Consider the following 26,804-nt stretch of genomic DNA (forward strand, 5'->3'; position numbering starts at 1 on the left):
TTTTTTAGTTACCAAATTTTAAAAGCCATCATACTGTCCTTCTCGTCATATACTCGTCTAAAGCCTTTAGGAATATTTTTAAGAGTGTTGTTCGAAATACGTAGCTCGCCTTTGTAACCATCATTGCAATCAATGTCTAATAAGATTTTTTCAATCTTATCATTTTTGAAATTTGACTCCATAATTTTGATATCAATGTTTCTTTTATTTTTGAACCATTTTATCAGTTTGTTCAACTCGTTTTTTGAGGTTTGTTTAGAGATTATAAACTCCGCTTTTAAGTCATTAATTGTACTATCAAATAAGAAAGATACATCAGAATTGTTATCATTGTCGTTGTTGTTATTGTTATCGTTTTTCCAATTAGAATTATTTCTATTATCATCGTCCGAGTCATCATCTTCGCAGTCTAAACATTCAAAACCTTTTGAAGTCATTTTGAAATGATGATTAGCCATGTTTCTATCGTAAATATCTTCGGTGTTTTCGATGTTGTATAAGAACTTTTTCGAAGAATTCTCAAAGTATACCGTTGTTCCTTCAGGTATGTAAACTGTTAAATACACTTCTTCCTCTTTCCATAAGTTTTTAAATTCACTTAAGAAAAATGCATCGAAGACAATTTTATTACCATCTAAGTTGAACTTATAATTAATCTTCTCAGCATTGTCCATAGCATCCTTGCGTTTTCTGCCTTCTGATTCTTTTTTTATTTCAATATACGCTTCGTTGCTATCACTTTTTGCAACATCAATTTTTATATCATTAGAGTATTTTAATTTTTCATCTTCAACATAAACTTCTACAGCATTGTTTCTTCTTCTTAAGTTATGCTGATAGTAAATTTCATCATCATTTTGAACTCCAATTTTTAATGGTTGTTCCGGATTGAACAGTATTGATTTCTTACTAACTTTTACCGCGCTTTGAGCTTTAGAAGTAGCGAATTCAATTCCTGAAAAACCAATAAAAAATAATGAAACTAGCCATATACCGAATAAGGATAAAGATGTCGTTGTTGAAACTCTTTTTAAATTAGGTGATAGTATTCGTAATCCTAAAATTAATAACGCTAAAATAGGTACGGCAACTAATAAAATACCAAATAAGGTTAATAGCCAATTAGGTAAAACAGAATCATAAAAGAACGGAGGGTAGTGAACAAAATCTCCTTCAAATCCCAGTATTTCTAAGCTACTTATTGAAAACATCGCAAATAATAATGATATAAGTACTATTCCTGCGATAAATACAAGTAAAATTCCCATGAACTTTCCAAAAACCTTGAAAAGAGCAGACAGTATTTTACCTAAAGTGTCTAAAAAATCCTGAAATCCAGATTTAGTTTGGTTACGTAATTTTTCATAATCTGCACTAGAGATTTTCTCAGTTATTTCACTAGCTCCGTCTTTTAACTTCGTGGAGAGATATTCAAACTCGTTACGAATTTTTTTTTCTATGTTTCCAATGTTGACATCCTCACCTTCCATTTGAAGTTTTTCGGCTGTTGTTTTAGCTTCAGGTAATAAAACCCATAAAACGATATAGATCAAAAATCCGAAACCTGTTGTTACAGCAGTTAAGATAAAGAACAAACGAACCCAAATTGTGTCAATATTTGTATAATGAGCTAATCCAGAAGCTACGCCTCCTAAGAATTTATCTTCGCTATCTCGAAATAACTTTTTGTTAGAAGATTTATTTCTCTTACTGTAGCTGTAGTCGTTACTATCAGCATATGTATCTTCACTTTCAGTGTAATCTTCAGGTTGTCCCATGATAGCGATAATTTCATCGATATCTCCTTCGTTTACAACTTGACGAGCGTCTGTTATTCTTTCAGATAATAGTTCGCTAATACGCGATTCTATATCAGAAATAATTTCATTTTTACCTTGTGGGTCATCACTTAATGAACGAGCGATGGCGTCTAAGTATCGTTTTAACTTTTGATACGCGTTTTCATCTATATGGAAGAAAAATCCGCCTAAATTTATATTTATTGTCTTATTCATTTGATGTTGATTTTGTACTTGTTACTTGACTTACTGCATTTACTAAATTATTCCAAGTTTTATCTAATTCCTTTAAAAACATGGTTCCGTTTTCTGTTAATACGTAATACTTACGTGGTGGTCCTGAGGTAGATTCTTCCCATCTGTACGATAATAAACCTGCATTTTTTAAGCGAGTTAATAAGGGATATATGGTACCTTCAACCACAATCATCTCTGCGCTTTTTAATGTGTTAAGGATTTCAGAGGTATAAGCATCGCCTTTTTGTAATATTGACAAGATGCAATACTCTAAAACGCCTTTACGCATTTGCGCTTTTGTGTTTTCTATCTTCATTCAGTGTGGTTTTATTTTATAAATTTTATTGTAAATGGATACTTATACTGTTCTCCATTATTAGCTTTCATTGAGGCTATTATGATTAAAGCAATTTTAATTAAGGCAACAATTCCTACTAATGAAGCAATTCCAAAAAAGCCAAATAAATTGCCGCTGTAAGAAAAATTATGTCCAAAATCTATGTGGTCAATTCTGTCTATTCCTCTAAATATATCTCCAAAAAGGAAAGAGAAAAAAGAGGCACTTAAAATAAAGATGTATAAAGAAAAACTAACATTAAAATTTACAGCTTCTTTACCATGTTCATCTAAAAAAGCACTTCGATCCTTCTGAGTTTGCCATAATATTAAAGGGGTAATTATACTTCCTAATGGGAATAAATATCCAGCAAAAGATGAAATATGGATTAAAAATGCGTTGGTATTCTCGTTATTATTTTTCATAATAAAATGATTTATATAATACTTTACAATACAAATATATATCTAAAAGAAGGTATTATGCAATACATAGTACTAAAATTTAACATTTTTTAACATCTAAATTAGATTAAAATTTAATTGTTTAACCCTTATGAAAGCTTTAAATTGCCTATAAATACTGGTCTAATGAAGTTTACACCCGCAAAAATTAATTTTTTTCTATTATTTAAATTACCGTCAGCATTTTTTACTGGAATTCGTGTAAAATCGATTTCAGCCGAAAGGGCAGTGGCTCATGTGAAGTTTAAATGGATTAACCAAAATCCTTTTAAATCGATGTTTTGGGCGGTTCAAGGAATGGCAGCAGAATTTACAACGGGGATTTTAGTGATGCAGTCCATTGAAAAATCTGGAAAGAAAATTTCAATGCTGGTAACTAATATGGATGCTACTTTTACAAAGAAGGCAATTGGTAGGATACGTTTTGAATGCAGTCAAGGAAGAGAAATAGATATAGCAATTCAAAAAGCTGTTACGACTGGTGAGGGACAAACCGTAGTATTGAAATCAGAAGGTATTAACGAAGATGGAATTTCGGTTTCGAAGTTTCAGTTTGAGTGGAGTCTAAAAGTAAAAGCGTAACAAAAAGTAAAATCTTTAGTCTAATCAAATAAAAACTAAAATTATGTTTCTAGAACAACGAGCAAATGAAATCGATTATAGAATTTACGGTGAGGAAATGCAGTATGTAGAAATTGAATTGGATCCGGAAGAAGGTGTAGTTGCCGAGAGTGGAAGTTTTATGATGATGGATACCGATGTCAAAATGAACACAATCTTTGGAGATGGTTCTAATCAAGAGAAAGGATTATTAGGAAAGATATTTTCTGCAGGGAAGAGAATATTAACTGGAGAAAGTTTATTTATGACCGTTTTTACAAACATAGGTCATGGTAAAAAACAAGTTTCCTTTGCGTCACCATATCCTGGAAAGATTATTCCAATCGATTTAACTGAATACGGAGGTAAATTTATCTGTCAAAAGGATGCTTTTTTATGTGCTGCAAAAGGAGTTTCGATAGGAATAGAATTTTCTAAAAAGTTAGGAAGAGGTTTGTTTGGAGGAGAGGGTTTCATAATGCAAAAAATGGAAGGTGATGGTTTAGGTTTTATTCATGCAGGAGGAACAATGGCAAAAAAAGTTTTAAAGCCTGGTGAAGTTTTAAAAGTGGATACAGGTTGTATAGTAGGGTTTACCAAAGATGTTGATTATGATATTGAGTTTGTTGGAGGTATAAAGAACACAATTTTTGGAGGGGAAGGTCTTTTCTTTGCTAAGCTTCAAGGGCCAGGAACTGTGTTTATTCAATCATTGCCTTTTAGTCGATTAGCGGGAAGAGTTTTATCTTCTATACCGAGCGGAGGTAAAAGTAAAGGAGAAGGAAGTATTTTGGGTGGATTAGGAGATTTATTGGATGGAGACAACAGGTTTTAAAAAAGGACTTCTTTGTAAATTTCAACAATAATAAAAAAAGCTCAGTTTCGAAACTGAGCTTTTTTTTATTGTTATAATAGATGTTGATTAAATTTCTAATTCATCAAAAATATCAACTAATTTGTCACCATCACTAGGTCTTGGAGCATTAGCATTCACAATATTACCATCAGGATCGATTAATATAAATCTAGGTAACCCTTTAATTAAGTAATTTTTCGTGAAATCAAGCTCATCTTGTGTTTTTCCAGCGAACAATTGAACTCCGGTCATTTCTCTGTCTACAATTGTTTGTTTCCATTTATCTTTTAAATTAGCCTTGTCAACACTGATACTAACAAACTCAATGTTTTTACCATGATATTGTTGCTCAAGTCTTTTTAATAAAGGAATTTCTTTTTTACAGAAACCACACCATGTAGCCCAAACATCGATGTAAACATATTTTCCTTTACCGATTAAATCATCTAAAGAAGTTGTTCCTCCACTGTAATTCTCTAAATCAGTAAATTTAGGAGAAGGCTGACCTTTTGCTGTTAACTTTAACTTGTCATATAAATCTTTAATTTCCTTCTTGTTTGCCTCGTTAGTAGAATACCCCATAAACTTTTTGTAGTATTCTTTTAAATTTGTCGTTGTTGTTATTTGTCTAACGGCAGCTTGATGAATTAAATCGTTCTTAATTAATGTATCTACAACTTCCGTATGTACAGTTTCTAAGTAAGTCAAATCGAAGTCTCCATCTTTAGGCTTTCTTTTGTTAGCTTTTTTATCTAAGAATTCCTTCAATAAAGTTCTATACGAATATGAATTTAAGTAGTCTACACTACTATTAAAGTCAATATCATCTAAAATATTGCTAGGGAAACTATCTGAAACTTCAAATTCTTCATCTCCATATAAAATTCTATGGTATGGCTGGTAGTTGTTTATATTTCTTGCAAATTCATAAAAAATATTTCTCTTTTCTTTCTCTAAATAATCTGCAGGTAATTGAGACGACTCAGCTAATTCTTCTAACTCAGTTTTATACTCATCCATTTTACTTAAAAACTCATCCTCTGGTAACGAGAATAATTTATTAGCATTTCCTAAGATAAGTCCGAACTTTTTGTAACGCTCAGTTAAATAATTGTTAATATTGGCGTTTGGTCCTTCAAATACAGGATCTTCCGTACGTTTTTTTGCGTCAACTATTATTTTTAAGTCTTCCACTGAAGTCAAATAAACGTTTACAGGTCTTTTACCAACTTTTAAAGTATAGTGTCCAGGTATTAAGTTTTTTAAAGTGTCAGAGAAAGTCTTAGTTTTTCTATCAAATTTGATGTCTTTTTCGAAATTATAACCTATTAAGGTTATGTTTCTTTTTCTGAAATTCTGGGCCTCACCAGAAATTACAGCATAATCCTTAGGTTTTGGTTTATCACCACAAGCAGTAAATATCAATACACTTACAGCTAACAGAAACAATCTTTTCATGATTTACTATATTTTGGGGTAAAATAAATTATGTTTAAAGTACCGAAATTAGCTTATTTTTGAAAGACCTCAAAATCTTTAACGAAAAAATTTGGAAAAAAAGCTTTGTTTATAGACTTTTGAGGCGAAATTTTATTGAATAATTCTTTTTTTTTCTAGATATCACATATCTTTTTATTCAGCTCAATTTTTCACCAAATCTTTAAAAACTAACAAATGTCTAAAGTAATTTTAATAACTGGAGCTTCTTCAGGAATTGGTAAGGCAATTGCAGAATATTTGCATTCAAATGGTTACATTGTTTATGGTACTAGTAGAAACCCGAAAAAGGTTAAAGATGTTACTTTTTCGATGATTTCTTTAGATGTACTTAATGTGGCTTCCATTACTGATGCCGTAAGTGAAGTTATTAATAACGAAGGTAGAATAGATGTATTGATTAACAATGCTGGAAGAGGTTTAATGGGAGCTATGGAAGATATTCCAATGGATGAATTAAAAGCAGGATTTAATACTAATTTCTTCGGGCCAATAGATGTTATGAAGAAAGTGCTACCACACATGAGAAACCAAAAAAGTGGATTAATTATCAATATTACATCACTGGCTGCCTATTCAGGTTTGCCTTTTAGAAGTGCCTATTCTGCGAGTAAAGGAGCTTTCGAATTATTGACGGAATCATTAAGTATGGAAGTGAAAAATTTTGGTGTAAATGTAACTAGTATTGCCCCAGGAAGTTTCGCTACAAGTATTTCTGCTGGTAGATACTACACACCAGTTTTTGAAGATTCACCGTATAAAGATTCTTATAGTAAAAACCTTCAAGTATCGGATGACTATGTGGATGAGGGAATGAACCCAGTTATTATCGCTAAGCTCGTTCATAAAATAATCAATACAAAAAAGCCTAAATTACATTATAAAGTAGGTGCTTTTATGGAGCGTTTTTCTGTTTTTTTAAAGAGAGCTTTGCCAGATAGAGTTTATGAAAAATTAATCATGAATCATTATAAACTCTAGATTTTAACGAGTCTTTTCAGAAATTAAATTTTCTAAAATAGTTTCAACCCCAAATTCATTGTTGTTTTTGGTTATGAAGTTTGCAGTTTTCTTTACTAAAGGATGTGCATTTTCCATGGCGTAGCTAAAATGCGCTTTTTTGAGCATTTCAATATCATTATTGTAATCACCAAAAACTAATGTCTCTTCAGGTTTAATATTGTACATGTTTTGAATAAGTTCAATAGCGTGTCCTTTATTAGCATTGTTTTCGGAAATATCTACCCAATGGTTTGCGGATACTTTTACTTTAAACTCATTTTCTAAATGTTGAACATGTGGGTAAATATATTTTTCAGAGCTTATTTCATGAAATAAAGCAACTTTGTAAATTGGAAACTTTATTTCATCAGAAGAAATTATTTGCTTGTGGTTGTTGTAATATTCTGCTAGTAGATCTAAAAGAGTTTCGGAATTGCTATTGGTGTAAGCTCTATCTTTAGTGCAATAAACAGCGTTTACATTGTCAATTTTTTGTAGAGCGCTATTAATTTTCTCTAAATTTTTTGACTCGATAGCTGTAGATAAAAGTAGTTCTTCTTTCCTTGTGGCAATACCACCGTTCTCAGCAACTATCAAAATTTCATCCTTAATCGGAGCTAGTTTTTCTGAAATACTATTTAATTGTCTACCACTGGCAGCAACAAAAATAATATCATGTTTCTTTAGTTCTTCAAATACATTGAAAAATCGCTCACTTACTTCATGGTTAGAATTCAACAAAGTTCCATCCATATCGGTAACAACAAGTTTTACATTTGAAAGTTTCATAAAAGAAATTTAGTACAGTAAAAGTAATTCTTACGAATGTAATATGTCGGGTGTTAACCGAAGTAATTACTAAAACGTTATAGAATGATGCCTTTTTGCTTTGAAAGCTTGTATTTGTTTTTCTCTGCTTTAGGACTACAAAGAAAACAGCTACAAGGCTTTCCTGTTGTTTTTAATATGTAATAATTATCCTCTTGACGGTTGTAATTTTGCAATCTTTTTTTGTACTTGTAGTAGCCTTTTAAACGTCTTTCGAATTTATTCATATAAAAATCCAAACATTTTTTACAAGCTCAAATATAAACTAATTATAAAACATTAGTTTTGTAGAAAATAACACAACAGTAAAACAAAAATCAAATGAAGTTTTTTATTGATACGGCTAACTTAGAACAAATCCGTGAAGCTCAGGCTTTAGGAATTTTAGACGGAGTAACAACAAATCCATCTTTAATGGCTAAAGAGGGAATTACGGGAGAGGAAAATATTAAAAACCACTACAAATCAATCTGTGAGATAGTTGATGGAGATGTTTCTGCAGAGGTGATTTCTACTGATTTCGAAGGAATGGTTAAAGAAGGTGAAGCATTAGCAGCTTTACATCCTCAAATTGTTGTGAAATTACCAATGATTGCTGATGGAGTAAAAGCTTGTAAGTATTTTTCTGATAAAGGAATTAAAACGAACGTAACGTTAGTTTTTTCTGCAGGTCAAGCTTTATTAGCAGCTAAGGCTGGTGCAACGTATGTTTCTCCATTTATTGGTCGTTTAGATGATATTTCTACAGATGGTTTAAACTTAATTTCTGAGATTCGTCATATATACGATAACTATATGTTCGAAACTGAAATCTTAGCAGCTTCTGTACGTCACACAATGCACGTAATTGATTGTGCTAAAATTGGAGCCGATGTAATGACAGGTCCTTTATCTGCAATTACAGGATTATTGAAACACCCTTTAACCGATATTGGTTTAGAGAAGTTTTTAGCTGATTATAAAAAAGGAAACTAAAATATAATCAATATAAATATATAAGAAGTCCACACGTATAGTGTGGATTTTCTTTTTTAGTGATATTTTTGCAGACTGATGTATCCAAAAAAACAACTTGCACAATTAGTCATTTCCGCTTGTCAGTATTATAATATTGATAAAGTTGTGATTTCTCCAGGTTCTAGAAACGCACCTTTAACTATCGGTTTTGCGAATGTAAATGAAATTGAAACGTTTAGTGTTGTTGATGAGAGAGCGGCTGCTTTTTTCGCATTAGGAATGGCACAGCAAACTAAAAAACCAGTTGCAGTTGTTTGTACTTCTGGTTCTGCATTACTTAACTATTACCCTGCAATTGCGGAAGCATTTTATAGTAAGATTCCGTTACTAGTAATTACAGCTGATAGACCAAAGCATTTAATTGATATTGGAGATGGACAAACAATTCGTCAAGAGAATGTTTTTCAAAATCACATTTTATATTCAGCAAATTTAGTTGAAGATGAAAGAGAGTTAAGTTTTAATAAATCTGAAGTGATGAAAGCCATACAGGAAAGTTTCTTAAATTCTGGTCCTGTACATATCAATGTTCCATTTAATGAACCTATTTATAAAACTGTTGATGTTTTAGAATCTTTTGATTTCGGGCAAAATGAAATCATTAGGGAGGAAAGAAATGTAGATGCAGTTAAACTCTCAGAAATATGGAACCAAGCAAATAGAAAGTTAGTTTTAATCGGCGTTCATGATACATGCGAAAAAACGCAAAATCTAATTAATAAATTGAATGAAGATCCGTCCGTTTTAATATTGACTGAAACGACTTCAAATCTTCATCACGAGAAAAATATTAACTCGATTGATAAACTAATTTCAAAATTAGATGAATCGGGTTTTCAAAAGTTACAACCAGATTTGTTAGTGACTTTCGGAGGAATGGTTGTTTCAAAAAGGATTAAACAATTTTTGCGAAAGTTTCAACCAGCTCATCATTGGCATATAGATGAACAAACAAAGATGGATACCTATTTTTGTTTGTCAGAATTTATTCAGAAAAAACCAGTTGATTTTTTTGATACTATTAAAGAATTTTTGAAATCAAAAGATTCTGAATATAAAGAGTTTTGGTTAAATGAGAAGTATTCAAGAAATAAGAATCATAAGACTTTTATGGATTCCGCAGAATATTCTGATTTAAAGGTTGTAGAGGAAATTTTAGAGACAATTCCTAATAATTCTCAGTTGCAAATAAGTAATAGTTCGTTAATTCGTTATGCGCAGTTGTTTGATGTGAGTCCAACTTTTACTTGTTATTGTAATAGAGGAACTAGTGGAATAGATGGAAGTACATCAACCGCAATTGGAGCGGCATACGCAGCAAAAAAAGAAACAACTTTGTTGACTGGAGATTTGAGTTTCTTTTACGATAGTAATGCTTTGTGGAACTCTTACATTCCTAAAAGTTTTCGAATCATTATAATTAATAACTCAGGAGGAGGAATTTTTAAAATTATTCCAGGACCGAAATCGACCAATGCGCTCCAGTATTTTGAAACTCCGCATCAATTAACAGCGAATCATTTAGCTGAGATGTTTAACTTTGAGTATCTTACAGCAAATACAATGGATGAATTAAGTGAGAATTTAATTCATTTTTATCAGGAAAGTGAGAAACCTAAAATTTTAGAGGTTTTTACACCATCAGAAATTAACGATCAAATTTTAACAGCATATTTTAAAAGTTTATAACAATGGAATTTAAAGAAGGAGATAAGGTAGCATTAATTATAGGAGTTAGAACTGCTTTAGGGTATACTGTTTTAATTGAAGAAACTTATGAAGGTTTATTGTATTCTAACGAAGTTTTCACCGAATTAGAAGAAGGTATGCGTATTGATGGATATATTAAGAAAATCAGAGAAGATGAAAAGATTGACGTTTCTTTAAGGCCTCAAGGTTTTAGAAACGTAATCGATGAAGACGTTGATAAGGTTCTTCAAAAGTTAAACGAAAAAGGATTTTTGTTATTAACAGACAAAAGCTCTCCTGAATCTATTAAATTTCATTTGCAGTTAAGTAAAAAAGCTTTCAAAAGAGCAATTGGTACTTTATATAAAGAGAAAAAAATACTTCTTAAGTCAGATAGAATAGAGCTAGTTAAATAAAAACTAGCTTTTTTTATTCATCATCTTTTTCTTCGTCTTCTTCATCTGGATTTTCATCATCATTTTCTTCATCTTCTTCAGGTAACTCTTCTAAAGGTTCTTCTTTTGGAGCATTTTTTATAGCGCTTTCCATGCGAATAATATTTTCATAAAATAATTCCGCGTTTGGATCAGATAATTCCATTTTACCATAAGCTTCTTTATAGTAGAATAGTGCTTGTTCGTAATCTTTTCCTAACTCATGATATTTACCAACATAGTACTCTCCTAAGTGAGATTCAGGATGTTTTATCATCACAAAGTCTCCAAGAACTCTAAGATAATCTCCATCTTGTCTGTCCATTACAATACCTTCAATAGCATAAATATCTTCAAAACGAACATTTAAGTTTGTTCCATATAAGTATTCGATTTCAATATATTTTGATTCTAAATACTTTATTGCTTCTAGCGGATCTAAATCTTTAATTTTTTTATCATATTCTTCTTTCGAAATTCTTGGATATAATTCAAAAATTGTACTGAAAATATCTGTTGGGGCTTTTACAATTGCAGCAGGTTTGTTTGGTACATCTTTATAATCTTTGAACGCTAAATGCAAGTTTTTTAATTCTAAAGATTCTAATCCCTTTTTTGCTTGCTCAAACAAATCCTTACGTTCTTGTTTTTCAAACGCGTTAGAACTCATGTATAAATAAAACTGATTATCAAGATCATCTAAACGTTTTAAATTATAAGTGGTTAATAAGCGAATACTCTGGTCTGTAAGCATTGGTGAAATACAAACGTAAGCATTAAAAATAGGTTTTTGTTCTTTTAAGAAATGCAATAAAAAGTTAGCCGCATCACCATCTCCTACAATAGTTAAATATGGAGAAGTTTTGTAGTTTGCCTCTAAATAAGGTATAAGTTCACTTTTTATGTAATTGTAAAACTTTTTACTTTGATCGGTTAATCCTCCACTTTTTCCTACTGTAGAAACATCTTTATTTCTTCCAAAATCAACATCGAGCCCAACTACAATTTGTTTTGGAGTTAAATCTGCAGCAGCATATATTTTTGAGTTACCTAAATAAATATCGAATAAGTAATCGTTATTTAAAACAATAGCTACAGGATATTTTCTAATGGTGTCAGTTTCGTGCCCCTCAGGTAAATACAACTTGATGTCACGATCAGCATTAAACTGAATAGAACTCACTTTTTTGTTAAAAATTTTTTGAGCAAAGGCTACTGAGTTGATAAGTAAAAAAGCTGCTAATATTAAATTTCTCATCGATAATTGTTTGTTTGGGGTTTACCTTATAAAAATGCTAAAGTATAATATACTATTTTTGTTTTCCTAAATAACGATTTTTTTTTCAAATTATGATGAACATAGACTGGAAAACTGCAAAAGAGTATACAGACATTACTTATAAGAAGTGTAATGGTGTTGCTAGAATTGCATTTAACAGACCAAACGTAAGGAACGCATTTCGTCCACATACAACTAGTGAATTATTAGATGCATTTCATGATGCACATGAAGACACTTCGATTGGAGTAGTTTTATTGTCTGCTGAAGGGCCTTCAACTAAAGATGGAATTTGGAGTTTTTGCTCTGGTGGAGATCAAAAAGCAAGAGGACATCAAGGGTATGTTGGTCAAGATGGTTACCACAGATTAAATATCTTAGAGGTACAACGATTAATTCGTTTTATGCCAAAAGCAGTAATAGCAGTTGTGCCAGGTTGGGCTGTTGGTGGAGGTCACAGTTTACATGTAACTTGTGACTTAACTTTAGCGAGTAAAGAAAATGCTATTTTCAAACAAACTGATGCTGATGTAACTTCATTTGACGGAGGATATGGTTCTGCTTATTTAGCAAAAATGGTTGGGCAGAAAAAAGCAAGAGAAATATTTTTCTTAGGTAGAAATTATTCTGCTCAAGAGGCCTATGAAATGGGAATGGTAAATGCCGTGATTCCACACGATGAATTAGAAGATACTGCTTATCAGTGGGCACAAGAAATTTTAGCAAAATCTCCAACTTCTATTAAAATGTTGAAGTTCGCTATGAATTTAACTGATGATGGAATGGTTGGACAACAAGTTTTTGCCGGAGAAGCAACTCGTTTAGCTTACATGACAGATGAAGCAAAAGAAGGAAGAGATGCTTTCTTAGAAAAGAGAAAACCAAATTTTGATAAAAAATGGATTCCATAGAGAGGAATCCATTTTGCTATGTAAAGTATAAACTCATCTAAGAATTTCTAATGCAATCACAAGTAGTTACATTTTTAATTAAATGTCCTGATCAAAAAGGTTTAGTAGCCAAGTTCACAACATTTTTTTATGAACAAGGTTTTAATATTTTAAGCTGTCAGCAATATGTAAATGCAATTGCCGATCGCTATTATATGCGTATTCGCTTAGACGCAGAAGACGCAAGTATTTCTAAAAAAGAATTGGAAGAGAAGTTCTTAAAATTAGCAACTTCTCTAAGCTGTACTTGGTCGGTTCATTACGGAAAAGAAAAACAGAATGTGGCAATTATGGTTTCGCATACAAGTCATTGTTTATATGATTTGTTAGAAAGACAACGAGAAGGAATACTTGATTGCAATATTAGTTTGATTATAAGTAATCATAATAAGTTAAAACCGATTGCTGATATGTTCAATATACCTTATTATCATTTACCAATAACTAAGGAAACAAAAAAGGAACAAGAAGCACAGGTTACCGATTTATTAACTAAGTATAATGTAGATTTAATTGTAATGGCTCGTTACATGCAAATCCTTTCTGAAGATTTTATAAATAGGTATCCTCAAAGAATTATTAATATTCATCACTCGTTTTTGCCAGCTTTTCAAGGAGCAAATCCGTATCAAAGAGCTTATGAGCGAGGAGTAAAGCTAATTGGAGCAACTGCACATTATGCAACTGTTGATTTAGATGAAGGTCCAATTATTGAGCAAGATGTTGAACGAATTACTCATGAAAGTACACCGAAAACATTAAAAGGAATCGGTGCCGATATCGAACGATTGGTTTTAGCAAAAGCTGTAAAGTGTCATTTACAACATCAAATTATTGTTTCCGACAACAGAGCAATTGTTTTTCCTGAGTCGGGGGAATAGCGAGTAAGATTAAAGTCAAAAGTATAAAGAGAATAGATGAAGTTTTAAGAGTTATATTATAATACTCTAGAGTATGGTCGTTTTGTTAAGCAACTGATAACTCATGATGGATAACTGTTAACTGATAAAAAATGAAAATAATTTGTATTGGGCGTAATTACGCAAAACATATAGAAGAATTGGCAAATGAAAAACCAGAGAATCCTGTTGTTTTCATGAAACCTGATTCTGCAATCTTACCAAAGAGAAATCCATTTTTTATACCACCATTTTCTAATGATGTTCACTATGAAGTAGAAGTGTTGGTTAAAATTAATAAGGTAGGAAAGCATATTTCAACAAAATTTGCTCATAAGTATTACGATACAGTGGGATTAGGTATTGATTTTACTGCTCGTGATGTTCAATCTGAATGTAAAGCTAAAGGATTACCATGGGAAAAAGCAAAAGCTTTTGATGGAAGTGCAATTATTGGGGAGTTTTACCCAAAAGAGGAATTTGATTTAGAAAACTTATCTTTTCAACTGCATAAAAATGGAGAAGTAGTTCAAGACGGGAATACAAAATCTATGCTTTGGAAAGTTGATGAATTAGTTAGTTATGTTTCTCAGTTTTTTATGCTAAAAAAAGGAGATATAATTTTTACAGGAACTCCTGCAGGAGTTGGAAAAGTAGTAGAAAATGATGTGTTAACTGGCGTTATTGAAGGAAGGAAAGCATTCGAAATAAAAGTAAAATGAATTTAACTTCAGTATTACTTGTCATTATTCTTATAACAATAAGTTGGGCTTTTTACAGTTTAGCTAAAAAGTATAAAAAAAGCACAGTATTATATGTGTTTCTCGGATTAGGAACTTTTATTTTGGTTGTTCTTTTGAATGCAATGCTTTATGTGTTTTCTCATTTTGTGTCAAGTAATATTGGTAGAGCTACTCACCGATTGGTTGCTTTTTTTGTTGGTGTATTCGTAGTTGTGCTAATTCATTATTTGCTTGAAAAAAAATGGTTAAAGAAAATGAATATCGATGCAGAAGAGGCGATTGATGAAATTGGAAAAGAATAAAGAATGGAATTAATAATTATAATAGGAGTATTGTTTGTTGGGTATCATTTTTTAAAGCTTTCTCAAAAATTTTATCGAAATCCGTTTTTGTATATAGGAATTGGAGTTCTATCTTTTCTATCTGTTTATTTTATTTCATCTGTCATAATAATATTTTTTTTAAATGTTGGATTGAAATTTAATCATTCAAATTCAATTATAGTAAGTTGCTTCTCAGTTCCGTTTTCAATAGTAATAGTATCAATTCTATACAAATTGATTGAGAGAAAATTAAACAAACCAAATAAAATAGAAGAAATAGGAAAGAATTAAAATTAATAATTATGATAGGAATAATACTACTAGTATTTATAGGAAAGACATTTTATAAGCTTGCTGAAAACTATGAGAAGAATAAATGGGGAATAGCTTTTTTAGGAGTAGGTGCATACTTTTTAGCAACTTTTCTATTTGGAGTTATTTTAGCTGTGATTTTAATAGCAAACGATTCCAACTGGTTAGAAACAACAAATAGGTTTAGTCTTGCATTAATAGAAGTTCCTATTGGTGGTCTTAGTTGTTATCTTTTATATATGTTTTTAGAAAAGAAATGGGAAAATGAAAAACCTGAAATAGACGATACAATTGATCAAATTGGAAATAAAGAGTAGTATATGAATGCTGAAATTATCACCATTGGAGATGAAATCCTAATTGGACAAATTGTTGACACAAACTCTCAATGGATTAGCAAAGAGTTAAATAAGATAGGAGTGTCCGTTTATCAAATAACTTCAATTCAAGATGAAAGACAACATATATTAAATGCATTAAAAGAAGCACATGATAGAGTTGATATAATTATCATTACAGGAGGTTTGGGTCCTACAAAAGATGATATCACAAAAAAAACTATTGCCGAATATTTTAATGATGAAGAAGTAATTACTTATCCTGAAGTAATTGATAATATTAAGTTTCTTTTTAAAAAATTCAACCACCCTTTTAACGAGGTTCAAAAATACCAGGCAGAATTACCTTCAAAAGCAACATTATTAATGAATCGTTTAGGAACTGCTCCTGGAATGTGGTTTAATCAAAAAGAAACAGTATTTGTTTCTTTACCTGGCGTTCCTTATGAAATGAGAGGTTTAATGACTTATGAAGTATTACCAAAATTACAAGAGGAATTTGACTTGCCATATATACTTCATAAGACCATATTAACATACGGTCAAGGTGAAAGTGTTATAGCTGAGAGAATAGAGGATTTTGAAAATAATTTACCGCATAATATAAAACTAGCATATTTGCCTTCTTTTGGAAAAGTAAGATTACGCTTAAGTGCAAAAGGTGCTAATCTGGAAGAATTGAGAAAGATGTTACTTAAAAAGGTGAATGAACTATTAGTTTTAGTGGATGATATTTTTGTCGGATATGAAGATGAGGGTACTATTGAAAGCCAAGTTGGTAAATTTTTAAAGTCAAAAGAGTTGACGATTTGTACGGCAGAAAGTATGACAGGAGGGAAAATTGCTTCAACTTTAGTGTCAGTTCCTGGTTCGTCTGCTTATTTTAAAGGAGGTTTTGTGGTTTATACATCTCAATTAAAAGAGCAATTACTGGATGTTCCTATGTCTCTTATAAATAAATATAGTGTTGTAAGTAAAGAGGTAGCTGAATTGATGGCGATTAATGCTAGAAAAAAAGTGAATACTGATTTAGCAATATCTATTACAGGAAATGCTGGACCAACAACCGACCATAATGATAAAGATGTCGGACTTGTATATATTGGGATAGCTGATGAAAATGGGGCGGAAGTTCATGAGTATAACTTTGGAAAACCAAGAGAAAAAGTCATTAATAAAACCGTTAATAAAGCTTTAGAATTGATTCTGAGAAAGAATATGAAAAATTAACGTAAATATATTTTGTTTTATTTGGTGAAAAATACGTATATTTGCACCTCGTTTAGAAATAACACCAAAAACTGTCAAGAAGATGTCTAGAGTTTGTGAATTAACAGGAAAAAAAGCGATGGTAGGTAACAATGTATCTCACGCTTTAAATAGAACAAAAAGAAAATTCAACGCTAATTTAATGACTAAGCGTTTTTATATTCCAGAAGAGGATAATTGGATTACATTAAAAGTATCTGCTTCTGCATTAAAAAATATTAACAAGAAAGGAATTACTGCTGTAATCAAAGAAGCAAGAGAAAAAGGTTTCTTAACAAAGTAATTACTACTAGATAAAGTTATACAGAGATGGCAAAAAAAGGAAATAGAGTTCAGGTTATTTTAGAGTGTACTGAGCACAAAGCTTCTGGTCAACCAGGAACTTCTCGTTATATTACAACTAAGAATAAAAAGAATACTCCGGATAGAATGGAATTAAAGAAATTTAATCCAATCTTGAAGAAGATGACAGTTCATAAAGAAATTAAATAATAAGCTACGGCGTAAATTTTATATAAAATGGCAAAGAAATCAGTAGCAACTTTACAAACAGGTTCGAAAAGATTAACTAAAGCTATCAAGATGGTGAAGTCTCCTAAATCAGGTGCTTATACTTTCGTTGAAGCTATTATGGATCCAGATAGCGTGAATGACTTTTTAGCAAAAAAGTAATTCTTGTATACAGTTTAAAGAAAAGCTACTTTCATTCGTGAAAGTAGCTTTTTTTATACGCCAAAATACTGTAATTTTGAATGTTAAATTTGTCCAAGTTGTTTTTTAATGACATTTTGGCTGTGATTGCTGAGTTGGTACAATTTTTAACACCTAACTAACCAGATATTAATTGCTGATTATGAGTTTTTTTAAAAAAATATTTTCCAAAGAGAAAAAAGAAACATTAGATAAAGGATTAGAAAAATCTAAAGACAGTTTTTTCTCTAAACTATCTAAAGCAGTTGCAGGAAAATCTAAAGTTGATGATGATGTTTTAGATAATTTGGAAGAGGTTTTAGTGTCATCTGACGTAGGTGTAAATACCACATTAAAAATAATCGATAGAATTGAAGAGCGTGTTGCACGCGACAAATATTTAGGAACGGAAGAGTTGAATCAAATTCTTCGTGAAGAAATTGCTGGTTTATTATCAGAAACAAATGTAGGTAACGAAACTGATTTTACAATTCCAGAGAATAAAAAACCTTATGTATTAATGGTTGTTGGTGTAAATGGAGTTGGTAAAACTACAACTATTGGAAAACTTGCTTCTCAGTTTAAGAAAAAAGGTTTAAAAGTGGTTTTAGGAGCTGCTGATACGTTTAGAGCAGCTGCAATTGATCAGCTACAAGTTTGGGCAGATAGAGTTGATGTGCCAATTATTCGTCAGGAAATGGGTTCTGATCCTGCATCCGTGGCATTCGATACATTACAGTCTGGAATCAATCAAGATGCAGATGTCATCATCATTGATACCGCTGGTCGTTTACATAATAAAGTAAACTTAATGAATGAGCTTTCTAAAATTAAAAGGGTAATGCAGAAAGTTGTTGGAGATGCTCCGCACGATGTATTATTAGTTTTAGATGGGTCTACTGGTCAGAACGCTTTTGAGCAAGCAAAACAATTTACAAAAGCAACTGAAGTTACTTCTTTAGCCGTTACTAAATTAGATGGTACTGCAAAAGGAGGAGTTGTAATTGGTATTTCAGATCAGTTCCAAATCCCTGTTAAATATATTGGAGTTGGTGAAGGAATTGACGATTTACAGGTATTTAATAAATTCGAATTCGTTGATAGTTTCTTCAAGTAATATAACTAGAAATAATAGAATATGAAGCTCCTTTTTAAGGAGCTTTTTTATTTTTATCTTTGAAAATCAAGGATTCAAATAAAACTATTATCGTGAAAAAAGTCTTAATTATATTCGTTACCCTCATCTTTATAGGTTGTAAAAAAGAAGAAAAAGAGATAAACTATTTCAAAAAATATGATGAAACAGCTGAGCTTAAAAGTCAGCAAGAACATCAAAATCCACGTATGAAGTTTAAGCTACTTCAATCTAAATATTTAGATATGAATGAAGTTTTTAAACCGTTTCAAAAGGATTTATCGCAATTTTCTGAAAGTGATTATTTAACAATTAAGCCTTTGGTTTTAGAGAAGTCAATTCCAACAATTCAGAAGTCTATAAAAGAAGGGAAATTAAATTATGAAAAGTTGACTTTATTTTATTTATATAGAATTAGAAAATTTGAAAGCGATTCAACTAAGTATTTAAATGCTATTATAAGTTTGAATCCAAATGTTGTAAATGAAGCAAGAGAGAAAGACAAATTATCTCAAAAGACCGATGTGAATAACCAATCTATCTTCGGAATGCCAATTTTATTAAAGGATAATATTAATACTTCTGGAATGAATACGACAGCAGGAGCAGAGGTATTGAAAAATAATAATCCTGATGACGCTTTTATTGTAAATAGACTAAAGCAAAACGGAGCTTTAATTTTAGGAAAGGTAAACCTAAGCGAATGGGCGTATTACTTTTGTTCTGGTTGTCCTCTTGGCTATAGTGCAATAGGAGGACAAACGTTAAATCCTTATGGACGAAAAGAATTTGAGACTGGAGGTTCGAGTTCTGGAAGTGGTGTTGCCACAGCAGTAAATTATGCAGTTGCCACTATTGGAACAGAAACTGCTGGTTCGATTACTTCACCCTCAAGTCAAAATTCAGTAGTTGGATTAAAACCAACCATCGGATTATTAAGTAGAAGTGGAATTGTACCAATATCAAGTACGTTAGATACACCAGGTCCAATGACAAAAAATGTTCTGGATAACTATATTTTGTTCAAGGCATTGCTAGGAGCAGATGAAAATGATGCAAAGTCAAAGTCAATTGAATCAGTTGAAGAGTTAATTCCTGCAAATTTTAAAGCTAAAAGAATCGGAGTGTTAAAGTCTCTATTGGCAGATTCAATTTATAATAAGACGGTTCACATGCTTCAGGATTTAGGAAATGTAATTGAAATAGCACCAGAACAAACAAGTTTGTCAGGTTTCTTAACCTTACTTAATATCGATATGAAACATGATTTATCTAGATATTTAGAAGGTAAGAACATGGAAGTTTCGACTGTTTCAGATATTGTGACGTACAATCAACAAGATTCATTAAAAAGAGCACCATATGGTCAACAATTATTTGAAGGAATTATAAAAGACACTACTACCGTTGAACAATTAGCTGTAATAAAAGAACGTCTTAATAAAGAAGGAATTGAGTTTTTTAAGGCTTTCGAGGAGGAAAAATTGGATGTAATTCTTTCAATAAATAATTATCATGCAGCGTATTCAGCTGTTGCAGAATATCCAAATCTTACGATTCCTATGGGATATAAAGAAACTGGAGAACCTATTAGCTTGACTTTCATTGGTAAACCTAAATCAGAGTTTGATTTATTATCATTAGGGTTATTCTTTGAAAAATTAACACATGTTAGAAAATTACCTGCAAACTATCAATAAAATTAGATACTTTTATCTCGATTATATTTTAAAAATAATTTTTATTAAAACATGAGGATAAAACTTTTACTACTATCATTTTTATTGAGCTTTAGCTTATCATCTCAAATCTCTGATATTTCAGAATTAGCATCTGGAGAATTAATCAAATTTACCTCTATAAAGGAATCTGACGGAACGATTTATGGATATTTCATTGTGTCTAAATTAGGTGATGTAGATAAGACTCATTCTAAATATGAATATGTAATTCTAGATAAGAATTTGAATAAAGTTGCAAACGGAGAATTTAATGAAAAAGATTACCGAGGTGTTTCTACTAGATTTGGAGCAATCAAAAAGGTAAAAAACAAAATCCTTATAACAGTTACCCATTTTAGCCCTAGTCCGATTGAATATTATAGTGTATATAATACTTTTAGAACAATAAATTTGGAGGACAACAAAGTTTCAGAACCATTTTATTTTAATGATGAAAAGGTACTTGTAAACGGAGAAAGACCAAATAAAAAGTTTTTAAGAACAATCCGAAAAAATAGAGTAGTTTATCCTGTTGCAACCGAATCTGGATTTTTACTTAATGATTTTCTTGTTTCTTACGTTGGATTTAAGTTACCTCAAACCATGAGAATGTATGATATAGATAGAAATAAAAAATGGGAGCATACAGCAAATAAAGAGGAACTAAAAGGAATTAAAATTAATGAGATTATTGACGACAACAACATCATTTATTCATTTACTAATACCAAAAACAGGAAGATTACAATTTATAGTTTAGACCCTCAGACAGGTGAAGAAATTTTTAAATACGAATTGGAAAATGAAAATTCTAAAGCTAATCATATGTTTAATATGGAGGATTTAGGAGATAGATATGTTATTGTTGGTAAAATGAGTCCATTTCACAGAAAAGGATATGATTCAGAAAAAGCAATTGGAGTTTTTAGAATAGAATTGGATAAAAAAGGAAATGAACTTTCAAAAAAATATTTTTTCTGGAATCAGGCGAGTGATTTTATAGAAATAGATAAAAAAGGAAAAACAAAAGATGGCTTTAGGTTAATAGCGAAGAACTTTTACGTGTTTAAAAATGGATCTATTTCAATTTTAACCGAAAAACGTAAACCTAACAAAGGGTTGTTTGGAACAACGAGTTATAGAACTGCCGATTTTGTTATTCTTAATTTTGACAAAGATTTTAATTTAAAGAGTTTAGATAAAATTGAAAAAGATTTATCAAAGTACTCATTCTCAGATTACCTATATTCTCAACAAGTAAAAAATGGAAACGGAGTTGTTTTCTTTTATAACGATCATAAAGAGATGGAAGGTGATAGTAAAAAGAAAAATTGGGTGCTTGGTATTGTTAGTATAATTGATGGAAAGTTAAATCATGAACAAATACCAATGTCTTCTGAAGATCATTTTATAATTCCATATGTAGCTAAAGAAGGATATATTTTATTGAGAGAACTCAATAAAGATTCTGATTACGATCAGTTACGACTGGAGAAATTAAACTATTAATAAATTTAAAAAAGCGAAGATTAATCTTCGCTTTTTTTTGGTATATAGTATTCCGCAATGTGCTTAATTTCATTTAGCCTTAAATTCCATAAAAAACTCAGGAATTGCTGATAGCTTCTATCTTGTTCATTTGGTACAATTTTATCAACATGTCTATTGTACTGATACTTTTTCTTAGCTTCATAAAGCTTATTGAAGTTAATACCCAGCCATTTTTTATAATATGCATTCTCCGGATTTTCATCCAGCCTTGCTAAAATACTGTAGATACTCAGACCATAAGCTTCATTGTAAAAAAGATTAATTATACTTTCTTGATTTGCAATTTCTTTTAATTTTTCAAAACTAGAACTAGCCTGTTGACTTGAATTATTAGAAGAATCTAGATCATTAGAAAATGTTTTTTTTAAATATTTTATTCTTTCATCCAATTCCGGATGCGATTTTAAAGAATCAGAGTCGATTTTACTGTTATAATGCTCATAATTGTAAGATTTAAAGTCTTCTACAGTTAACCATTCATTATTAAAAGGTTGCGAAGGTAAGTCAAAGAATTTTCTATATACTGTTGAATCTACTTTTACATTTGGCAACGAATCATAATTCTTTAATAAATGTAAAGTTTGTAAGTATTCATTAAATGATAGCTTAGTGTTTTTATATAATATAAATCCTAACGAATCTGCTTTAACTTCTTGTTTTCTCCTATTTTTACTGTTATTGTATAAGATATTCTTTAATACAGAAAAAGCCTCAGAATGGGTGCTATATCGTTTTTTTTTGATTCTTTTTACTTGTTGTTTTTTCTCCTTTGAGGTTTCTGTTTTTACTCTAGAAACAATTGTATTCTCCGTATGGTTTAGAAGCTGATGAGCAATTTCGTGAGTTAATACAGAAGTTAGTTGCTGCTCATTTTCTAATAAAGAGAATAATCCCATGTTTAAGAGTATTATCCCTCGTCCTAGACTTAATGCGTTTGGAGAGTTTTGTTTATGAACATAAACATAGATTTTTTCATCAATTAAATCTTTATTGTTTTTTATAATAACATCAGATAAAGAGTCAATATAGCTTGTGAAAGTATCATGAAATACCAACCTTTTTTTCTTTATGTTTTTCGAGATATCCTTATGAATTCTATTAAATGAAGAAATGATACCCTTTCTTAATTTTCCTTTATATCGCTTTTTTATTTGCTTTTCTAATAGTTCAAAGTCATTATCAATTTTTTTTAGGAAAATATCTCTTTTGATATAATCTGTTGTGTCTAAAGCAACATAACTTTGTGAAAAAACAGAAAAAGAAATTAAGAAGATTACAAAAGAAAGTCTTTTTTTCATATTCAAGTTTAATTTTTGACCAAGATACCAATATTTTTAACGAAATAGCAGTAATTTTGTACTCCTTAAATTCAGATAGATGCGTACTAAATCTACAAAGCAAAATAAGATAAATGTTGTAACTCTTGGATGTTCTAAAAACGTTTACGATAGTGAAGTTTTAATGGGACAACTTAAAGCCAACGGCAAAAATGTTGTTCACGAAGATCCAGAAGACGATGGAAATATTGTAGTAATTAATACTTGCGGTTTTATTGGAAAAGCAAAAGAAGAAAGTGTTGACACAATTTTACATTATGCGCAACGTAAAGAAGCGGGTGAAGTGGATAAAGTTTTTGTAACAGGATGTTTAAGTGAACGTTACAAGCCAGATTTAGAAAGTGAAATCACTAATGTAGATCAATACTTCGGGACTCATGACTTACCTAATTTATTAAAGGTTTTAGAAGCAGATTATAAGCATGAATTGATTGGAGAAAGATTAACAACAACTCCACAACATTACGCTTATTTGAAAATTGCTGAAGGTTGTGATCGTCCTTGTTCGTTTTGTGCTATTCCTTTAATGAGAGGAAAACACAAGTCAACTCCAATAGAAGAGTTGGTTATTGAAGCAACAAAATTAGCTGAGTCAGGAATTAAGGAAATTATGTTAATCGCTCAAGATTTAACATATTACGGATTAGATATCTACAAGAAAAGAGCATTAGCTGATTTATTAAAAGAGCTAGTAAAAGTTGAGGGAATTGAATGGATTCGTTTACATTATGCTTTTCCAACAGGATTCCCAATGGATGTGCTAGATGTAATGAGAGAGGAACCTAAGGTTTGTAATTATTTAGATATTCCATTACAGCATATCAATACAGAGATTTTAAAATCTATGAAACGTGGTACAACTCATGAGAAAACCACAAATTTAATTAAGAAATTCAGAGAGTACGTTCCAAATATGGCAATTCGTACGACTTTAATTGTTGGTTATCCAGGTGAAACAGAAGAACAATTTCAAGAGTTGAAAGATTGGGTTGAGGAGATGCGTTTTGAGCGTTTAGGAGCTTTTGAATATTCTCACGAGGAAAATACCGGAGCTTATGTTTTAGAAGATGATGTTCCTGCTGATGTTAAGTTCCGTCGTGTTAATGAAATCATGGAAGTGCAAAGCCAAATTTCTTGGGAACTGAATCAAGAGAAAATAGGAAAAACGTTCCGTTGTTTGTTTGATAGAAAGGATGGTGAATATTACTACGGTAGGACCGAATTTGATTCGCCAGATGTGGATAATGATGTGATTGTTGATGCAAGAGACCATTATATCAAGCTAGGAGAGTTCATCGATATTGAAATTTTTGATGCAGGTGATTTTGATTTACATGGTGTTCCAACGGTAAAGCAAGAGAGGCCAGTTCCTATGAATCAAAAAAGAAGTAAATAGTTTATTTTGTTCGTGTTGTAACGATTTGATTTCTAGTTCGTCTTCTGGTTAATTAATCAAATGATCAATTATGAAAGCTAATCAAAAAACTGCCAGAATTGTTGGTGTCTTATTCCTTTTTATTTTTGTTATAGGAGTAACGGTTTACCAAGTTTTACAAGCACCTTTATCATCAGAAAATTTTTTAAAAGAAATTTTAACTCACCGAAGTCAGTTGGTAAGTTCTACTATACTAAATATGTTGAGTGGAATTATATCTATTGGTATTGCGGTGTTGTTATTCCAAGTTTTTGAAAAATATAGTGCCCATCTAGCTAGACTTTATTTGGCATTTACTTTATTAAATTTTATCGCAATTGTTATTGATAATGGCAGTGTGTTTTCATTATTAGAATTTAGCGAAATTTCTACTGATATTAGTAATACTGATACTTTAAATGCTCTAAAAAAAGTATTTTCGGAAAAACACTGGTGGACCCACTATATGTCACTATTAACTTCTTGTTTTCCAGTTTTTGTATTATACTATACTTTATTTGTTGCTAATTTAGTTCCGAAAGCAATCTCTCTAATTGGAATAATAGCTTCAGTTTTAATGTTTGTTGAAATGATTGCTTCTATTTTTGGGAAAGGTATCAGCATGAATCTAATGTTGCCAATGGCGTTTATTCAGTTAGTATTACCGATATGGTTAATTGCTAAAGGATTTAAAGAGGATTAAACCAATATTATAATAGAAACATTTATAATTCTCATGTTCTTTTTATTTTTACATAATGAAAAAAGCCTTTTTTAATTGGAGTTCAGGTAAGGATTCTGCGCTAGCTTTATATAAAATTTTACAACAAAAAGAATATGTTGTAGAAACGTTACTCACAAATGTAAACGAAGATTATTCTCGAATTTCAATGCATGGGTTAAGGGAAGAATTATTAAATGCTCAAGTTGAAAGTTTGAATTTACCTCTTGAGAAGTTATATTTTCCAGCTCAAGTAACCATGGATTTATATAGCCAGAAAATGCATGAAAAGCTTTCTTCGTTTAAATTAAAAGGAATGAATTATTCCATTTTTGGTGATATTTTTCTGGAAGACCTTAAAAACTATCGTGATAATAAACTTGCTGAAGTAAATTTAGAAGGTGTATATCCGCTTTGGGAAAAAGATACAAATGAGTTGATTCATGAGTTTATAGATTTAGGTTTTAAGGCAATTACAGTTTGTGTGAATGCTAAATTGCTTGGAGAAGAATTTGTTGGAAGAACAATTGATGAAAATTTTATCAAAGACTTACCAAGTAATGTGGACGTTTGTGGAGAAAATGGAGAATTCCACACTTTTGTTTATGACGGTCCTATTTTTAAGAATCCAATTGATTTTAAAATAGGAGAGAAGGTTTTAAAATCGTATACTTTAAACGAAGAAGATGATCAAAACTGTCATACAGATACTTCTGAAAAAGTAAAATCGTATGACACTAGTTTTTGGTATTGCGATTTAATTTAATTATGCAATTTGTCTTTCTAAAGCAAGAAAGTGCGTAGTTTGATTATTTTCTTTAAGCGGAAAAATATGTAATTCACATTTATAAGTTGTATTATCTTTCCTGTGATTGATAATTATTTCAGTAAAAGGTTTATTGCTTTTGAGTTTCGTTTTTATTCTAGTTCTTGTTTCTTCAGAAGTTTCTCTTCCTTGCAAAAAGCTTGGAGATTTATGCATAGCGTAATCCTTTGAATAGCCTGTCATTTTTGAAAAACCATCATTTACCCAAAGAATATTTCTATTTAAATCTGTAAGAATTAATGCTTCAAATGATTTTTTTAAAAGTATAGAATCAAGATCATCTTTCCATTTTTTATTACCAGCATAACTCTTCAGAGATAATAAGTCACGATTTAAAGTTGTTTTTTGAAAAACTGAATTTAGATTTTGAATATGTAAATCAAAACTTAAAAAATTTATATGATTCGGTTCACTAGAGTATAAATGTCCTTTAATTTCTTGATAGTCTTTAACAGCTAAAGAGTTGATAAAAATATCTAAACTCCTCATTTTGTGTAATGGGTTTTTCATCTTTGTTTATTTTCGGGCGATTAAAA

The 26,804-nt window shown here is 30.7% G+C and carries 29 protein-coding genes; 21 read left to right on the forward strand and 8 right to left on the reverse strand.

Features of this window, described 5'->3' with window-relative positions; genetic code table 11:
* Window positions 1-8: 8 nt before the first annotated feature.
* From ACOSP6_RS10220 to ACOSP6_RS10230, 3 genes are read right to left on the reverse strand one after another with little or no spacing between them, the layout of a single operon-like run.
* The gene (locus ACOSP6_RS10220; protein ID WP_422092783.1) at window positions 9-2,015 is read right to left on the reverse strand and encodes a PspC domain-containing protein; all 2,007 of its coding nucleotides are present in this window, start codon (window positions 2,013-2,015) and stop codon (window positions 9-11) included.
* Window positions 2,008-2,352, reverse strand: a complete 345-nt coding sequence (locus tag ACOSP6_RS10225; protein WP_422092782.1) for a PadR family transcriptional regulator — start codon at window positions 2,350-2,352, stop codon at window positions 2,008-2,010. The genes ACOSP6_RS10220 and ACOSP6_RS10225 overlap by 8 nt, the downstream gene beginning before the upstream one ends.
* Before the next feature lie 11 nt (window positions 2,353-2,363).
* Complete coding sequence (locus ACOSP6_RS10230) at window positions 2,364-2,798, reverse strand: DUF4870 domain-containing protein (protein ID WP_422092781.1); 435 nt, start codon at window positions 2,796-2,798, stop codon at window positions 2,364-2,366.
* Between the two features lie 165 nt (window positions 2,799-2,963).
* Here ACOSP6_RS10230 and ACOSP6_RS10235 point away from each other — a divergent pair, with 165 nt between their 5' ends.
* Together ACOSP6_RS10235 and ACOSP6_RS10240 are read left to right on the forward strand one after the other, a co-directional pair.
* Window positions 2,964-3,419: a DUF4442 domain-containing protein gene (locus ACOSP6_RS10235; RefSeq protein ID WP_422092780.1), complete on the forward strand. Its 456-nt coding sequence runs from the start codon at window positions 2,964-2,966 to the stop codon at window positions 3,417-3,419.
* Window positions 3,420-3,462: 43 nt separating this feature from the next.
* Window positions 3,463-4,272: a TIGR00266 family protein gene (locus tag ACOSP6_RS10240; RefSeq protein WP_422092779.1), complete on the forward strand. Its 810-nt coding sequence runs from the start codon at window positions 3,463-3,465 to the stop codon at window positions 4,270-4,272.
* Window positions 4,273-4,359: 87 nt separating this feature from the next.
* On the opposite strand, the gene ACOSP6_RS10245 is transcribed toward ACOSP6_RS10240, so the two are convergent.
* Window positions 4,360-5,751 (reverse strand): TlpA family protein disulfide reductase, encoded by a 1,392-nt coding sequence (locus tag ACOSP6_RS10245; RefSeq protein ID WP_422092778.1) that lies wholly within the window; start codon window positions 5,749-5,751, stop codon window positions 4,360-4,362.
* Between the two features lie 216 nt (window positions 5,752-5,967).
* On the opposite strand from ACOSP6_RS10245, the gene ACOSP6_RS10250 reads away from it, so the two are divergent.
* Window positions 5,968-6,771, forward strand: coding sequence for an SDR family oxidoreductase (locus tag ACOSP6_RS10250; RefSeq protein ID WP_422092777.1), 804 nt, complete (start codon window positions 5,968-5,970; stop codon window positions 6,769-6,771).
* Window positions 6,772-6,774: 3 nt separating this feature from the next.
* On the opposite strand, the gene ACOSP6_RS10255 is transcribed toward ACOSP6_RS10250, so the two are convergent.
* Window positions 6,775-7,581 carry an HAD family hydrolase gene (locus tag ACOSP6_RS10255; RefSeq protein WP_422092776.1) on the reverse strand — a complete coding sequence of 269 codons (807 nt, stop codon included), beginning with the start codon at window positions 7,579-7,581 and terminating at the stop codon, window positions 6,775-6,777.
* Between the two features lie 360 nt (window positions 7,582-7,941).
* Here ACOSP6_RS10255 and fsa point away from each other — a divergent pair, with 360 nt between their 5' ends.
* The 3 genes from fsa to ACOSP6_RS10270 all read left to right on the forward strand — a co-directional run bounded on the left by fsa (window position 7,942) and on the right by ACOSP6_RS10270 (window position 10,742).
* The gene (gene fsa / locus ACOSP6_RS10260) at window positions 7,942-8,595 is read left to right on the forward strand and encodes a fructose-6-phosphate aldolase (protein WP_422092775.1); all 654 of its coding nucleotides are present in this window, start codon (window positions 7,942-7,944) and stop codon (window positions 8,593-8,595) included.
* A 78-nt stretch (window positions 8,596-8,673) separates the two neighbouring features.
* Window positions 8,674-10,326 carry a 2-succinyl-5-enolpyruvyl-6-hydroxy-3-cyclohexene-1-carboxylic-acid synthase gene (menD, locus tag ACOSP6_RS10265; protein WP_422092774.1) on the forward strand — a complete coding sequence of 551 codons (1,653 nt, stop codon included), beginning with the start codon at window positions 8,674-8,676 and terminating at the stop codon, window positions 10,324-10,326.
* Between the two features lie 2 nt (window positions 10,327-10,328).
* Entirely contained in the window at window positions 10,329-10,742 is a 414-nt protein-coding gene (locus ACOSP6_RS10270) for a DNA-binding protein (RefSeq protein ID WP_422092773.1), read from the forward strand.
* Window positions 10,743-10,755: 13 nt separating this feature from the next.
* Here the strand turns inward: ACOSP6_RS10270 and ACOSP6_RS10275 are convergent, their stop codons facing one another.
* Complete coding sequence (locus ACOSP6_RS10275; RefSeq protein ID WP_422092772.1) at window positions 10,756-12,018, reverse strand: alpha/beta hydrolase-fold protein; 1,263 nt, start codon at window positions 12,016-12,018, stop codon at window positions 10,756-10,758.
* Window positions 12,019-12,110: 92 nt separating this feature from the next.
* Between ACOSP6_RS10275 and ACOSP6_RS10280 the strand changes: the two genes are divergently transcribed.
* The 12 genes from ACOSP6_RS10280 to ACOSP6_RS10335 all read left to right on the forward strand — a co-directional run bounded on the left by ACOSP6_RS10280 (window position 12,111) and on the right by ACOSP6_RS10335 (window position 21,928).
* Window positions 12,111-12,950, forward strand: coding sequence for a 1,4-dihydroxy-2-naphthoyl-CoA synthase (locus tag ACOSP6_RS10280; RefSeq protein ID WP_422092771.1), 840 nt, complete (start codon window positions 12,111-12,113; stop codon window positions 12,948-12,950).
* A 50-nt stretch (window positions 12,951-13,000) separates the two neighbouring features.
* Entirely contained in the window at window positions 13,001-13,870 is an 870-nt protein-coding gene (gene purU, locus ACOSP6_RS10285) for a formyltetrahydrofolate deformylase (protein ID WP_422092770.1), read from the forward strand.
* Between the two features lie 131 nt (window positions 13,871-14,001).
* Window positions 14,002-14,610 carry a fumarylacetoacetate hydrolase family protein gene (locus tag ACOSP6_RS10290; RefSeq protein ID WP_422092769.1) on the forward strand — a complete coding sequence of 203 codons (609 nt, stop codon included), beginning with the start codon at window positions 14,002-14,004 and terminating at the stop codon, window positions 14,608-14,610.
* Complete coding sequence (locus tag ACOSP6_RS10295) at window positions 14,607-14,933, forward strand: hypothetical protein (protein ID WP_422092768.1); 327 nt, start codon at window positions 14,607-14,609, stop codon at window positions 14,931-14,933. The genes ACOSP6_RS10290 and ACOSP6_RS10295 overlap by 4 nt, the downstream gene beginning before the upstream one ends.
* A 323-nt stretch (window positions 14,934-15,256) precedes the next feature.
* Window positions 15,257-15,583, forward strand: coding sequence for a hypothetical protein (locus tag ACOSP6_RS10300; RefSeq protein ID WP_422092767.1), 327 nt, complete (start codon window positions 15,257-15,259; stop codon window positions 15,581-15,583).
* A 3-nt stretch (window positions 15,584-15,586) separates the two neighbouring features.
* Window positions 15,587-16,834, forward strand: coding sequence for a competence/damage-inducible protein A (locus ACOSP6_RS10305; protein ID WP_422092766.1), 1,248 nt, complete (start codon window positions 15,587-15,589; stop codon window positions 16,832-16,834).
* Between the two features lie 82 nt (window positions 16,835-16,916).
* Window positions 16,917-17,156, forward strand: a complete 240-nt coding sequence (gene rpmB, locus ACOSP6_RS10310; protein WP_100925340.1) for a 50S ribosomal protein L28 — start codon at window positions 16,917-16,919, stop codon at window positions 17,154-17,156.
* 26 nt (window positions 17,157-17,182) lie between these two features.
* Window positions 17,183-17,365, forward strand: a complete 183-nt coding sequence (gene rpmG / locus ACOSP6_RS10315; protein ID WP_013070733.1) for a 50S ribosomal protein L33 — start codon at window positions 17,183-17,185, stop codon at window positions 17,363-17,365.
* A 27-nt stretch (window positions 17,366-17,392) separates the two neighbouring features.
* Window positions 17,393-17,545, forward strand: coding sequence for a DUF4295 domain-containing protein (locus tag ACOSP6_RS10320; RefSeq protein ID WP_320417761.1), 153 nt, complete (start codon window positions 17,393-17,395; stop codon window positions 17,543-17,545).
* Between the two features lie 181 nt (window positions 17,546-17,726).
* Complete coding sequence (ftsY, locus tag ACOSP6_RS10325) at window positions 17,727-18,680, forward strand: signal recognition particle-docking protein FtsY (protein ID WP_422092765.1); 954 nt, start codon at window positions 17,727-17,729, stop codon at window positions 18,678-18,680.
* A 92-nt stretch (window positions 18,681-18,772) separates the two neighbouring features.
* A complete protein-coding gene (locus tag ACOSP6_RS10330; protein ID WP_422092764.1) occupies window positions 18,773-20,398 on the forward strand; it encodes an amidase family protein in 1,626 nt (541 codons plus the stop codon).
* A 51-nt stretch (window positions 20,399-20,449) separates the two neighbouring features.
* Window positions 20,450-21,928 (forward strand): hypothetical protein, encoded by a 1,479-nt coding sequence (locus ACOSP6_RS10335; RefSeq protein ID WP_422092763.1) that lies wholly within the window; start codon window positions 20,450-20,452, stop codon window positions 21,926-21,928.
* Window positions 21,929-21,948: 20 nt separating this feature from the next.
* On the opposite strand, the gene ACOSP6_RS10340 is transcribed toward ACOSP6_RS10335, so the two are convergent.
* On the reverse strand, window positions 21,949-23,268 hold the full coding sequence (locus tag ACOSP6_RS10340; RefSeq protein ID WP_422092762.1) for a M48 family metalloprotease: 1,320 nt from the start codon (window positions 23,266-23,268) through the stop codon (window positions 21,949-21,951).
* 79 nt (window positions 23,269-23,347) lie between these two features.
* Between ACOSP6_RS10340 and rimO the strand changes: the two genes are divergently transcribed.
* From rimO to ACOSP6_RS10355, 3 genes are all read left to right on the forward strand, one after another.
* Complete coding sequence (rimO, locus tag ACOSP6_RS10345) at window positions 23,348-24,703, forward strand: 30S ribosomal protein S12 methylthiotransferase RimO (RefSeq protein ID WP_422092761.1); 1,356 nt, start codon at window positions 23,348-23,350, stop codon at window positions 24,701-24,703.
* 70 nt (window positions 24,704-24,773) lie between these two features.
* Window positions 24,774-25,424: a DUF4386 domain-containing protein gene (locus tag ACOSP6_RS10350; RefSeq protein WP_422092760.1), complete on the forward strand. Its 651-nt coding sequence runs from the start codon at window positions 24,774-24,776 to the stop codon at window positions 25,422-25,424.
* Window positions 25,425-25,479: 55 nt separating this feature from the next.
* Window positions 25,480-26,208, forward strand: a complete 729-nt coding sequence (locus tag ACOSP6_RS10355; protein ID WP_422092759.1) for a diphthine--ammonia ligase — start codon at window positions 25,480-25,482, stop codon at window positions 26,206-26,208.
* Here the strand turns inward: ACOSP6_RS10355 and ACOSP6_RS10360 are convergent, their stop codons facing one another.
* On the reverse strand, window positions 26,209-26,778 hold the full coding sequence (locus ACOSP6_RS10360; protein WP_422092758.1) for a PAS domain-containing protein: 570 nt from the start codon (window positions 26,776-26,778) through the stop codon (window positions 26,209-26,211).
* Between the last annotated feature and the right edge of the window lie 26 nt (window positions 26,779-26,804).

It is taken from the genome of Tenacibaculum sp. MEBiC06402, from assembly GCF_049239625.1.
Lineage (GTDB): Bacteria > Bacteroidota > Bacteroidia > Flavobacteriales > Flavobacteriaceae > Polaribacter.